The sequence below is a fragment of the Enterobacter cloacae complex sp. IR53030 genome (assembly GCF_049238365.1).
Lineage (GTDB): Bacteria > Pseudomonadota > Gammaproteobacteria > Enterobacterales > Enterobacteriaceae > Enterobacter > Enterobacter kobei.
Genome location: NZ_JBMKHA010000002.1, coordinates 37,212 through 50,031, shown reverse-complemented (window position 1 = coordinate 50,031; position 12,820 = coordinate 37,212). Strand labels below are relative to the sequence as shown.

Annotated in this window: 12 protein-coding genes and 1 pseudogene; 4 read left to right on the top strand and 9 right to left on the bottom strand. The window is 53.5% G+C overall.

Annotation, left to right across the window (positions count from 1 at the left end; genetic code table 11):
- Nucleotides 1-176 precede the first annotated feature (176 nt).
- Together nifJ and ompC are read left to right on the top strand one after the other, a co-directional pair.
- On the top strand, nt 177-3,701 hold the full coding sequence (gene nifJ, locus ACOTXR_RS02080; protein WP_058689915.1) for a pyruvate:ferredoxin (flavodoxin) oxidoreductase: 3,525 nt from the start codon (nt 177-179) through the stop codon (nt 3,699-3,701).
- A gap of 388 nt (nt 3,702-4,089) precedes the next feature.
- Nucleotides 4,090-5,199: a porin OmpC gene (gene ompC, locus ACOTXR_RS02075; protein ID WP_058689914.1), complete on the top strand. Its 1,110-nt coding sequence runs from the start codon at nt 4,090-4,092 to the stop codon at nt 5,197-5,199.
- A 45-nt stretch (nt 5,200-5,244) separates the two neighbouring features.
- On the opposite strand, the gene ACOTXR_RS02070 is transcribed toward ompC, so the two are convergent.
- From ACOTXR_RS02070 to ACOTXR_RS02050, 5 genes are all read right to left on the bottom strand, one after another.
- Nucleotides 5,245-5,667, bottom strand: coding sequence for a GFA family protein (locus tag ACOTXR_RS02070; protein ID WP_045135218.1), 423 nt, complete (start codon nt 5,665-5,667; stop codon nt 5,245-5,247).
- Between the two features lie 2 nt (nt 5,668-5,669).
- Nucleotides 5,670-5,867, bottom strand: coding sequence for a hypothetical protein (locus ACOTXR_RS02065; protein ID WP_014883975.1), 198 nt, complete (start codon nt 5,865-5,867; stop codon nt 5,670-5,672).
- Nucleotides 5,868-5,906: 39 nt separating this feature from the next.
- Nucleotides 5,907-6,356, bottom strand: coding sequence for a hypothetical protein (locus ACOTXR_RS02060; protein WP_014883976.1), 450 nt, complete (start codon nt 6,354-6,356; stop codon nt 5,907-5,909).
- Nucleotides 6,357-6,460: 104 nt separating this feature from the next.
- Nucleotides 6,461-6,898: a VOC family protein gene (locus tag ACOTXR_RS02055; RefSeq protein ID WP_058689913.1), complete on the bottom strand. Its 438-nt coding sequence runs from the start codon at nt 6,896-6,898 to the stop codon at nt 6,461-6,463.
- 94 nt (nt 6,899-6,992) lie between these two features.
- Complete coding sequence (locus tag ACOTXR_RS02050; protein ID WP_045135220.1) at nt 6,993-7,337, bottom strand: DUF1294 domain-containing protein; 345 nt, start codon at nt 7,335-7,337, stop codon at nt 6,993-6,995.
- An 81-nt stretch (nt 7,338-7,418) separates the two neighbouring features.
- On the opposite strand from ACOTXR_RS02050, the pseudogene ACOTXR_RS02045 reads away from it, so the two are divergent.
- Both ACOTXR_RS02045 and ttcA read left to right on the top strand, forming a co-directional pair.
- A pseudogene (locus tag ACOTXR_RS02045) lies at nt 7,419-7,593 on the top strand (hypothetical protein); the annotation flags it as partial.
- A gap of 11 nt (nt 7,594-7,604) precedes the next feature.
- Entirely contained in the window at nt 7,605-8,540 is a 936-nt protein-coding gene (ttcA, locus tag ACOTXR_RS02040; protein WP_058689912.1) for a tRNA 2-thiocytidine(32) synthetase TtcA, read from the top strand.
- 42 nt (nt 8,541-8,582) lie between these two features.
- On the opposite strand, the gene dbpA is transcribed toward ttcA, so the two are convergent.
- From dbpA to ACOTXR_RS02020, 4 genes are all read right to left on the bottom strand, one after another.
- Nucleotides 8,583-9,956, bottom strand: coding sequence for an ATP-dependent RNA helicase DbpA (gene dbpA / locus ACOTXR_RS02035; RefSeq protein ID WP_014884033.1), 1,374 nt, complete (start codon nt 9,954-9,956; stop codon nt 8,583-8,585).
- A 27-nt stretch (nt 9,957-9,983) separates the two neighbouring features.
- The gene (locus tag ACOTXR_RS02030) at nt 9,984-10,166 is read right to left on the bottom strand and encodes a hypothetical protein (RefSeq protein WP_000025608.1); all 183 of its coding nucleotides are present in this window, start codon (nt 10,164-10,166) and stop codon (nt 9,984-9,986) included.
- Between the two features lie 275 nt (nt 10,167-10,441).
- Nucleotides 10,442-11,425 carry a zinc transporter ZntB gene (gene zntB / locus ACOTXR_RS02025; RefSeq protein ID WP_014884034.1) on the bottom strand — a complete coding sequence of 328 codons (984 nt, stop codon included), beginning with the start codon at nt 11,423-11,425 and terminating at the stop codon, nt 10,442-10,444.
- Nucleotides 11,426-11,581: 156 nt separating this feature from the next.
- Complete coding sequence (locus tag ACOTXR_RS02020) at nt 11,582-12,724, bottom strand: methyl-accepting chemotaxis protein (protein WP_078309852.1); 1,143 nt, start codon at nt 12,722-12,724, stop codon at nt 11,582-11,584.
- Nucleotides 12,725-12,820: the final 96 nt, after the last annotated feature.

The window sequence follows — 12,820 nt, the reverse complement described above, 5'->3', positions numbered from 1 at the left end:
AATTTCTCGCAATTTTTTTACCCTTTAGTTGATCTACTCATTGATGACGAGAATATCGAGGACACAAAAGCGAAAATCGTAAAACCCCCTGTTTGCTAGACTAAAGAGATAATATTCAAGGCTTGTCGTCTTATGACAGGCCCTCTTTTTTTTGCGCAATGTAAGGGTGTCGTCCTATGCAAACTATTGACGGTAATGGTGCAGTTGCCTCAGTCGCGTTTCGCACCAGCGAAGTTATCGCCATCTACCCGATTACGCCAAGCTCGACCATGGCGGAACAGGCGGATGCCTGGGCGGGAAACGGGGTAAAAAACGTCTGGGGTGATGTCCCGAGAGTGGTTGAAATGCAGTCTGAAGCGGGAGCGATCGCTACGGTTCATGGTGCGCTGCAGACAGGCGCGCTCTCCACGTCGTTTACCTCCTCACAGGGATTGTTGTTGATGATCCCGACGCTGTACAAACTCGCCGGCCAGCTGACCCCCTTCGTCCTGCACGTCGCCGCACGTACCGTTGCGACCCATGCGCTCTCCATCTTTGGCGATCACTCCGACGTGATGGCCGTGCGTCAGACAGGCTGCGCCATGCTCTGCGCCAGCAGCGTTCAGGAAGCACAAGATTTTGCGTTGATTTCTCATATCGCCACGCTTAAAAGCCGCGTTCCGTTTATCCATTTCTTTGATGGTTTCCGCACGTCTCACGAAATCAACAAAATCGTCCCGCTGGCGGACGATACGATCCTTACTCTTTTGCCGCAGGCGGAAATCGACGCGCATCGCGCCCGTGCCCTTAACCCGGAACACCCGGTAATTCGCGGGACATCAGCCAATCCGGACACCTATTTCCAGTCCCGTGAAGCCACGAATCCGTGGTACAACGCGGTTTATGACCACGTCGAGCAGGCAATGAATGATTTTGCCGCCGCGACCGGTCGCACGTACAAGCCGTTCGAATACTACGGCCATCCGCAGGCTGAACGCGTGATTGTGCTAATGGGTTCCGCCATCGGCACCTGTGAAGAGGTGGTTGACGAGCTGCTGACCCGTGGAGAAAAGGTCGGCGTACTTAAAGTGCGTCTGTATCGCCCGTTCTCGGCCAAACATCTGCTCTCTGCCCTGCCGGAAAGCGCGCGTACGGTGGCGGTGCTCGACCGAACCAAAGAGCCTGGGGCGCACGCTGAACCGCTTTACCTGGACGTCATGACCGCCCTGGCAGAAGCCTTTAACCAGGGCGAGCGTGAAACACTTCCGCGGGTGATCGGCGGTCGCTATGGCTTATCCTCCAAAGAGTTCGGGCCGGATTGCGTGCTGGCGGTATTTAATGAACTGCGGGAAGCAAAACCCAAACCGCGCTTCACGGTGGGTATCTATGATGATGTCACGAACCTGTCCCTGCCCTTGCCGGAAAATACGCTGCCTTCAACCGCCAAACTTGAGGCACTGTTTTACGGCCTGGGCAGCGATGGCAGCGTCTCGGCGACCAAAAATAACATCAAGATCATCGGTAACTCGACCCCGTGGTACGCACAAGGCTACTTCGTTTACGACTCCAAAAAAGCGGGTGGCCTGACTGTTTCCCACCTGCGCGTCAGCGAGCACCCTATCCGCTCGGCCTACCTGATTTCTCAGGCCGACTTTGTTGGCTGCCACCAGCTGCAGTTTATCGACAAATACCAGATGGCGGAGCGCCTGAAGCCAGGCGGTATTTTCCTCCTCAATACGCCGTATAGCGCGGATGAGGTCTGGGCGCGTCTGCCGCAGGAAGTGCAGACGGTCCTGAACCAGAAAAAAGCCCGATTCTATGTGGTCAACGCGGCAAAAATTGCCCGCGAATGTGGCCTGGCTGCACGTATCAATACCGTGATGCAGATGGCCTTCTTCCATCTGACCCAAATCCTGCCGGGCGACAGCGCACTGGTAGAGTTGCAGGGCGCGATCGCCAAAAGCTACAGCAGCAAGGGACAGGAGCTGGTAGAGCGTAACTGGCAGGCGCTGGCGCTGGCGCGCGAGTCTCTGTCCGAGGTGCCGCTGCAGCCGGTGAATGACGCCAGTCCGAACCGTCCTCCGGTGGTCTCTGATGCGGCGCCTGATTTCGTTAAGACCGTAACGGCAGCCATGCTGGCCGGGCTGGGTGACGCCCTGCCCGTCTCCGCGCTGCCGCCGGATGGAACCTGGCCGATGGGTACCACGCGCTGGGAAAAGCGCAATATCGCCGAAGAAATCCCGATCTGGAAAGAAGAGCTGTGCACGCAATGCAACCACTGCGTCGCGGCCTGCCCGCACTCGGCCATTCGTGCCAAGGTCGTGTCACCGGAAGCGATGGAAGACGCACCGGCCAGCCTGCACTCGCTGGATGTAAAATCCCGCGATATGCGCGGACAGAAATACGTTCTCCAGGTCGCGCCGGAAGATTGCACCGGCTGTAACCTCTGCGTTGAGGTCTGCCCGGCGAAAGACAGGCAGAACCCGGACATTAAAGCAATCAACATGATGTCGCGCCTGGAGCACGTTGAAGAAGAGAAAGAGAACTATGACTTCTTCCTGAATCTGCCGGAAATCGATCGCAGCAAACTGGAACGGATTGATATTCGGACTTCGCAGCTCATCACGCCGCTGTTCGAATACTCTGGTGCCTGTTCCGGCTGCGGTGAAACGCCGTATATCAAGCTGCTTACTCAGTTGTACGGCGACCGGATGTTGATTGCTAACGCCACCGGCTGCTCGTCCATCTACGGCGGTAATTTGCCCTCGACGCCTTATACCACCGATGAAAAGGGTCGCGGTCCGGCCTGGGCAAACTCGCTGTTTGAGGATAACGCCGAGTTTGGCCTGGGCTTCCGCCTCACCGTTGATCAACACCGCGCGCGAGTGATGCGCTTGCTGGAGCAGTTCGCCGGGCAAATTCCTGCCGAACTGAATGCCGCGCTTCACGCCGAAGCGACACCCGACGTGCGTCGCGAGCAGGTAGCAGCGTTGCGTCATGCCCTTCAGGGGGTCGCGGGTGCAGAGCAGTTGCTGACCGACGCTGACGCGCTGGTCGAAAAATCCATCTGGTTGATTGGCGGCGACGGCTGGGCATACGACATCGGCTTTGGCGGGCTGGATCACGTCCTGAGCCTTACCGAAAACGTCAACATCCTGGTGCTGGATACGCAGTGTTATTCCAATACCGGAGGCCAGGCATCGAAAGCCACACCGCTGGGCGCCGTCACGAAATTTGGTGAACACGGTAAGCGCAAAGCACGCAAGGATCTCGGCGTGAGTATGATGATGTACGGCCACGTTTACGTCGCGCAAATCTCGCTCGGCGCGCAGCTTAACCAGACGGTGAAAGCGATTCAGGAAGCAGAAGCCTATCCCGGCCCATCGCTAATCATTGCCTACAGCCCGTGCGAAGAGCATGGCTACGATCTGGCGCTCAGCCACGATCAGATGCGTCAACTGACGGCGACCGGCTTCTGGCCGCTGTACCGGTTCGATCCGCGCCGTGCGGACGAGGGGAAATTACCGCTGGCGCTGGATTCGCGTCCGCCGTCAGATGCGCTGGCAGAGACGCTGATGCAGGAGCAGCGCTTCCGTCGCCTCAATGCGCAACAGCCTGAGGTGGCGGAACAACTCTGGAAAGACGCCGCCGCCGATCTGCAAAAACGGTATGACTTCCTGGCACAGCTGGCCGGGAAGGCCGAGAAATCAGCCAGCGACTAACGCCACTGCCCGGCTCGTCCGGGCATTTTTTTGTCATAAAAAAAGCCCGATGCTTTCACATCGGGCTAATCCAGATAATCAATGAATATCGTTCTAGTTACCTAAATAACATTCATGTGAATTATGGATAAATAATCTTAAAGGCATATAACGACGCAAAGACTACCTGAACTGGCGACTCATTAAAAATTTTTATTTGTTATGGTACAACCTTAATTATTCACCAAACAAATGATCATTACCGTGGTTTAATTCAGTTTAGATTTAACTCAATTCGTAACAATTATATTTTATTACTCTTCTGTGGAGTGTTTTAGCATGAGACCACTTTCTTATTTGGAAAGTTCAACAGGTAATTAAATAAAAACAACCGCAAAGGAATACCAAAATGCAAAGAAAAGTACTGGCTCTGATGATTCCGGCTCTGTTAATGGCTGGCGCAGCACATGCGGCAGAAATTTATAATAAAGATGGCAACAAATTAGACCTGTACGGAAAAGTAGACGGCCTGCACTACTTCTCTGATGACGCCTCTAAAGATGGCGACCAAACCTACATGCGTCTGGGTTTCAAGGGTGAGACGCAGATCAACGACATGATGACCGGCTACGCCCAGTGGGAGTACAACATTCAGGCTAATAACACTGAAGGGTCTGATAACCAGTCCTGGACGCGTCTGGCCTTCGCCGGTGTAAAAGTGGGTGACTACGGCTCGTTCGATTATGGCCGTAACTATGGCGTGCTGTACGACGTGGAAGGCTGGACCGATATGCTCCCTGAATTCGGCGGCGACTCTTACACCAATGCGGATAATTTTATGACTGGCCGTGCGAACGGCGTCGCAACCTATCGTAACACCGACTTCTACGGTCTGGTGCCGGGTCTGAACTTAGCGCTGCAGTATCAGGGCAACAATGAAGATGCCAGCAACAACCAGGAAGGCACCAATAATGGCCGCGACACGCGTCATGAGAACGGTGACGGCTTCGGTATTTCGACCACCTACGACCTTGGCATGGGCATCAGCGCCGGTGCTGCCTACACCTCTTCTGACCGTACCAACGACCAGGTGACGAATACCACTGCGGGCGGTGATAAAGCAGATGCCTGGACGGCAGGCCTGAAATATGACGCCAATAATATCTATCTGGCGGCGATGTATTCTGAAACCCGCAACATGACCCCGTATGGTGATAATACCGACGCCGTGGCGAACAAAACCCAGAACTTTGAAGTGACTGCGCAGTACCAGTTCGATTTCGGTCTGCGTCCGGCCATTTCTTATTTGCAGTCTAAAGGTAAAGACCTGGCCAACGGTCAGGGCGATCAGGACCTGGTTAAATATGCGGATGTAGGCGCTACCTACTATTTCAACAAGAACATGTCCACCTACGTTGATTACAAAATCAACCTGCTGGATGAAGATGATAACTTCTACAAAGACAACGGCATCAGCACCGATGATGTCGTCGCGTTAGGTCTGGTTTACCAGTTCTGATTGTCAGAGCCCGCAGACAATGCGGGCTCACCATTTTTGACGTTCTTAGCTTTTATGGGTCTCTCTTTTGCGAAACGAGAGATAACCAAACACCCCACTTTCGCCGTCCTTCGGATGGTTGACGCCGTCCATTACCGTCACTTCGGGGAAATCAAACGGCGAGACATTTTCAATACAGGACACATTCACGCCGTATTCATTAGGGTTAGAGCGACGCTGATGGAACGTATATATTCCGCAGACTGAGCAAAAGAAATGCCGCGCCGTCCCGGTGTGAAAACGGTACTCCGTCAGCTTGTCCTCGCCTTTGGTTACGGTAATTCCCGATAACGGAGCAGAAACCGCGACTGCGCCCCGCATACGACAAAAAGAGCAGCTGCAGCGCCGCGCGGTGTTAAAGCCATCAGTGAGTTCAACCGTAAAGGCTACCGCGCCACAATGGCACTGCGCATGACGTACTTCAGCCATCGTTATACCCCTTTTCTCACCAGCTGGGCGGCTTTAACGAAAACCTCATCTTCGACACCATCACCTTTCTGCCTGCCCAGCCTGACCAGTTCATCCACTATGCTGTCGCGATCGATCGGTCTCTGTGCGGAAACCAGTCCAATAACAGCGGCGCCGATCGCCAGCCCCACTAATCCTGTTTGTTCGTCTTTGTTCTTCATCTTCATGCTCCTGATACAACAAACAAGCGTAGCAGGATTTTAAAAACGCGGCGTCAGACCGTATTTGGGCGTTTTGATATTTGCCGCCCAAATCTTGATATCATTTTGCAGGAGTAGCGTGAAATCGGATTTTAGATAGGTCACCAGGCTATTGACGCTGTTCGCATCCACCACGGAGAAATGGTCTATTCTGTTCTGTCCTACCTGAACACAGCGATATTTTGCGGCCAGCACTTTGCCATTCACATTAAGCTGCTGGTTATTATCATCGCAGCGGCCTTCAGTGATATACGACACCACCAGATTTGCGGATTTACGCTCAGGCTGGAATATGCTCACCATGACAGGAAAACCGTCCGAGGTCTGCGTCATGTCATAGAGAACGGCATTTTTTATATACCAGGTATTATATTCCCGCTCCTGAAACGCTGACCAGCCAGGCGCAGAGAAAAACACCAGTGCTGCCAGTGCAATAGATTTTCTATTCATGGGATGCTGTCGTCCGTGTTGTTGCACGTATTATTCAGATTGTGCAAAAAACAGCAACCCACCAGGAATTGGCCTACTACTTTTGGCAGTAGGCCCGTTTCACGTTATTCAGATGCGTTCTCACCCGTCGCTGTCAGCCCGACACGCTGACCATATGAGAGCTCTAAGGTATTTCCGTCAGGATCGGCAAAGAATACGTAATACCCGACGGGATCACCCAGATCCTCCGGTGCTTTACGTAATACCCCTTCCTCAGTGGCCATCGCCGTTTTTCTGTCAATTTCTTCACGCGTGGCGCAGGCAATCCCAAGGTGGCCAAAATTCCCCAGCGGCGTATCGGTCACGTTGTCTGCCTGCACCAGAACCAGCGCAAAAGGTCGGGTGTGGTCAGTCAACCATGCCACTTTTCGGGCATCAGGAAGGCCGGGTTCACGCGAATGAATAACGTCCATCCCGGCGTATCGGCGATAGAACGTGATGCTTTTTTCCAGGTCCCTGACCATAAACGCAACATGCGTGAAGCCTGCATCGATGTCTTTCATTTTAAGTTGTTACTCCTGTATCAACATGTCGAAGACATCTTAAAAGCTCAAGTTAACATGAGGTCAACGGGAATGTGTGCGGTCCTGACAACGCTCAATAAGGGGTAAAAGGAGAGAAATAAAACAGCGCCATCATGGCTGAGAGACTCACCACAACACTGATCCAAAACCAGGTTTTGAACGGCTGCTTTTGCGTTTTATGGCGAAAGAGTTGTTGACCCAAAATCGCGCCAGGCCATCCTCCCACAACACCGTACAGGAGTAACGTAGTTTCCGGCACCCTGCGCATCCCTTTCCGTGCTGCCGTTTTATCGGCGCCATAAATGGCCATCGTCAGCACATTGATCAGCAGGAACCACACGGCAAAGGAAGACGAGGAGAAAAAGCTGCCGATCGCAGCGACAAGCAGGAGCAAAAAACAAAAACGATTGAGCGTCATAGGAACAGTCACTGGATTGGCGGGCGGATCTGGAAAGCCATTATACGCTATCTTAAGATAGTGTCAGGTTAAGGTGATTATTCCGTAAAACATGCTGGCATTCGTCGCAGCAATCCGTACCATACACGGCACACTTTCGCAGGCTGGTTTTCACTGCAGGCGCGAACCCGTCTTTTATTACCCGTCGGATGGGCACACAAATGCGCAGAGGGTGTTTGAAATCATGCTATCCCGCTGGTGCCCATTTGAGGTTTGAGTTAAGAATAAATGCAAGCTAATCAAGAAATTAACAAGAAAGAGCAATACAACCTGAACAAACTGCAAAAGCGTCTGCGCCGTAACGTGGGCGAAGCCATTGCAGACTTCAACATGATTGAAGAAGGCGACCGCATCATGGTTTGCCTGTCAGGCGGTAAAGACAGCTACACCATGCTGGAGATCCTGCGCAATCTTCAGCAAAGCGCGCCGGTTAATTTTTCGCTGGTAGCGGTCAACCTTGACCAGAAACAGCCGGGCTTTCCGGAACACATTCTGCCGGAATACCTGGAAAATCTGGGCGTTGAGTACAAGATCGTCGAAGAAAATACCTACGGCATTGTGAAAGAGAAGATCCCGGAAGGGAAAACGACCTGCTCGCTTTGCTCCCGTCTGCGCCGTGGCATTCTCTATCGTACCGCGACGGAACTGGGTGCGACCAAAATTGCGCTGGGCCATCACCGCGATGATATCCTGCAGACGCTGTTCCTGAATATGTTCTACGGTGGCAAGATGAAAGGCATGCCGCCTAAGCTGATGAGCGATGACGGCAAGCACATTGTGATCCGCCCTCTTGCCTACTGCCGCGAAAAAGACATTGAGCGCTTTTCACAGGCGAAAGGGTTCCCGATCATTCCATGTAACCTGTGCGGCTCTCAGCCAAACCTGCAGCGTCAGGTGATTGGCGACATGCTGCGCGACTGGGACAAACGTTACCCGGGTCGCATCGAAACCATGTTCAGCGCGATGCAAAACGTGGTCCCTTCACACCTCGCTGACGTTGAGCTCTTCGACTTCAAAGGCATCAACCATGATTCAGAGGTGGTGAATGGCGGTGACCTGGCATTTGACCGGGAAGAGCTCCCCATGCAGCCTGCGCGCTGGCAGCCGGAAGACGATGATAACCAACTGGACGAACTGCGTCTGAACGTGCTGGAAGTGAAGTAATCGGTTAGCGTCTCAGAAAGATCTTCTGAGACGCTTTATGCCTTATTTCAGTAGACGTACGCGGCAGGTTTTACCTTTAATCTTGCCATTTTGCAGCTGCTTCCATGCCTTATGGGCAACTGCCTGACGCACGGCCACATAAACATGCGCCGGATGAACCGCAATCTTACCGATATCCGCCCCTTCCAGACCGATATCGCCAGTTAATGCCCCTAACACATCACCCGGACGCATCTTGGCTTTTTTGCCGCCATCAATACACAGCGTCGCCATTTCGGCCTCCAGCGGCACGAGTTTAACGCTGCCCGGTGCATTCACCCAGTTCAGCGTGATCTGCAGCATTTCAGCGAGAATATTAGCGCGCTGCGCCTCTTCCGGCGCACAGAAGCTGATGGCAAGACCGCTGTTTCCTGCACGTGCGGTACGGCCAATACGGTGGACGTGGACTTCGGGATCCCATGCCAGCTCAAAGTTCACTACCAGCTCAAGGGATTTGATATCCAGACCGCGCGCCGCCACGTCGGTCGCCACCAGAACACGGGCGCTACCGTTGGCGAAACGCACCAGGGTCTGATCGCGATCGCGCTGTTCCAGATCGCCATGCAAAGATAAGGCGCTCTGCCCCGCCGCATTCAGCGCATCACACACCGCCTGACAGTCTTTTTTAGTATTACAAAACACCACGCACGACGCAGGCTGATGCTGGCTCAGCAATTTCTGCAGGAGCGGGATTTTTCCCTGCTGTGAGGTTTCAAAGAACTGCTGTTCGATGGCCGGGAGCGCGTCGACGCTGTCTATCTCGATAGTGAGCGGATTTTTCTGCACGCGACCGCTGATTGCGGCGATGGCTTCAGGCCAGGTCGCAGAGAATAGCAACGTCTGGCGATCGTCCGGCGCGAAGCGGATCACTTCATCAATGGCATCACTGAAGCCCATATCCAGCATTCTGTCCGCCTCATCCATCACCAGCGTGCTTAATGCATCCAGCGAAACGGTGCCTTTTTGCAGGTGATCAAGCAGGCGGCCAGGCGTCGCGACAATAATGTGTGGCGCATGCTGGAGCGAATCACGCTGTGCGCCGAACGGCTGTCCACCACAGAGCGTCAGGATCTTGGTATTGGGCATAAAGCGCGCCAGGCGACGCAGTTCACCCGCGACCTGGTCTGCCAGCTCGCGGGTCGGGCACAATATCAGCGACTGAGTCTGGAACAGCGACGCGTCAATATGCTGCAGCAGACCAAGACCGAATGCGGCCGTTTTCCCACTGCCGGTTTTCGCCTGCACGCGTACGTCGCGGCCCTCAAGGATAGCGGGCAGCGCGGCCGCCTGAACAGGCGTCATCGTGAGATATCCCAACTCGTTGAGGTTGTCGAGTTGGGCGGCAGGCAGAACATTCAGGGTAGAAAAAGCGGTCACAGTAGTCTCTCGTGGTGATCTTTACGGTCAGATGGCGCGTATCCTCGCAGATCTCAGGGTTCGATGCGACAATTTAATCGGTTCTTCATCCGGCGGCGGATCGGGCATCGGTTGCGGACGCGGTATGGGATCGGGCATCGGCACGGGATCGGTGGGAACAGGGTCGGACTGACGCGATTGTTGCACGAGCAGAGCGAGTAAAATGCTCATCTTTCCCTCCAGGCTTGGTTGTCGTCCCTTTTAGGGTAGACGCTGAGAAACAGGAGGCAAAAAAAAGCCGACTATTAAAGTCGGCGTCGTACGAATCAATTGTGCTATGCAGTAATTCAAAAAAAGGAAGTAAGACAATATGGAGCGCAACGCCCATCGCTTGACGTTGCATTCACCTGCGGGAGTAATATTGCACCTTGCCGGGCTGATGTTTATTGACTTCGCTCAATTAAAAGAGCGTTTTAATCTCTGCAAAAGGGCAAAAAAACGTAAATTTACAGCCATTTACTACGATGCAACCACCATGCAACACCACCAATCAAAACAACTAACATGACGCAAAACGCGGTGAAGCCGTAATGGTAAGCACCACCGGGGATCCCCCCAAGATTGACGCCAAACAGCCCTGTCAGGAAGGTACTGGGTAAGAAGACCATCGCCATCAGAGACATCGTATAGGTTCTTCTCGCCAGTGACTCCTGCATCACCTGAGCAATTTCATCCGCCATCACCGCCGTTCGCGCGATACAGGAGTCGATCTCATCGAGTCCCCTGCCGAGTCTGTCAGCTATGTCCTGCATTCTGCGGCGCTGATCGTCATTCATCCAGTTGAGTCTTTCGCTGGCCAGACGGGCATACACATCCCGCTGCGGTGTCATATAGCGACGCATCACGATCAATTGCTTACGCAATAACGCCAGAAAGCCGCGCGGTGGGATCTGTTGATCGAGCAGGTTATCTTCCAGGTCGATGATTTTATCGTGCAGCTCTTCAATAAACTCGCTCGCATGATCGGTCAGGGCGTCACAGACGTCCACCAGCCAGCTTCCGCAGTCGACCGGTCCGGTTCCCTCTTTGAGATCGTTCACAATGTCGTCCAGCGCCAGGACCTTCCGCTGGCGGGTGGACACAATCAGCCCGTCGTCCATATAGACGCGCATCGCCACCAGTTGATCGGGACGTTCATCCGTACTGCCGTTTATGCAGCGCAGGGTGATAAGCGTTCCGTCACCCATTCTGCTCACACGTGGGCGCAGGCTTTCTCCTGCCAGGGCGTCGCGCACGTTGTTGGGCAACAACGGGGTCGTGGCCAGCCAGTCAGCACTTTCCGGATGGGTATAGTTGAGATGTAGCCAGCAGGGATGCTCTTTATCAATGACATCATTATCTTCCAGCGGCCGGGCACCGCCGCGACCGTCCAGCACCCACGCAAAAACTGCGTCAGGAACGTTAAGTTCTGATCCTTTAATGCTCTCCACTGCGCCTCCCCCCTGTTTAGCTCTTTCGATGTCAGTCTAGCTTCCGTCGGGGGTTAAGCAACAACTATGTCTCGCATGGCGCTGAAATCGCTCAGGAATTGTACATACTGTGTTTCAGGAGAAGAAAAGCCTGGCATGCCAGGCTTTGAAGTGCTGTCAGAGCGAGTGCTCGGGCCGCTGGAGGAAAGGTGCAGGGCCGGTCAACGATGACGGCGAGTATCCCTGCTCAAGCCTGAAATTGCGTGTCCGCGTTTGCAGTTCAATCACCTGATTACGCAGGACATCAGAGGAACCATTGAGTTCCTCCGCCATCGCGACGTTACTTTGCGTGACCCGCTCCAGTTCAGACAGCGCCAGGGTGATCTGGTAAATGCCTTTCTCCTGCTCAGCGGTCGAGGTAGAAATCTCATCCATCAACCGGCTGACATTGCCGGAACCGGTCACGATTTCATGCATATTCTTTTCCGCTTCCGACACGACGCTGGCACCCTGGGTAACATTACTGCTGGTGACGTCAATCAGCGTCTTGATGTTTTTCGCGGCCTCCGCACTGCGGTGTGCCAGGTTTCTCACCTCTTCCGCGACGACGGAGAACCCTTTGCCGTGATCGCCCGCCCGCGCCGCCTCAACCGCCGCGTTAAGCGCCAGGATATTTGTCTGGAATGCAATCCCGTCGATTAGGGAGATAATTTCCGTCATCTGCTGCGCGCACTCGGTTATGGATTGCATATTGCTGGCAACCTGCTCCATCAGCTCTCCTCCCTTACGCGCCTGCAATGTCGCGACGTTTGCCTGCTCGCTCGCCAGACGGGTGTTATCGGCATTGTTTCGGGTGCTTGCCGCCATCTGCTCCATACTGGCAGCGGTTTGCACCAGAGAGGCAGACTGCTGCTCGGTTTTCACCGAGAGCTGAGCGCTACGGGCAGAGAGTTGATCCGACAAGGTCATGGCGTTTTGAGATGACGCCCTGATCTCACGCACCAGCGTCGCAATGTTGCTGGAAAGACTATTAATTCCGGGGATTAATCGTCCCGCGCAGTTATTGCCAAACTCAGGGATTGAGACACCAAGATTACCTGCGGTCACTTCTTCAATACTTTTTTTCACAGTATTGATCGGCGTCACAAGAAACTTCGTCATATAACTCCAGAGCAAAAACAGCGCAACGAAATTAACCAGATTAATCGAAATGAAGAGAGAGAAATTGCTGGAAAATAGAGCAACGATACCTGCATTTACCAAAAAAAGGCATAACAGGAACCAGGCAATGAAGGTCCTGACACTAATATTTCTTAGCATGATTTTACCCACAACTTATATTTTGGTCGGCATTAAGACTTATAGCATTCACTTTTGCGTTTGTCCTCACCTAACGCGCTGGTTTCTCGTTTCGCC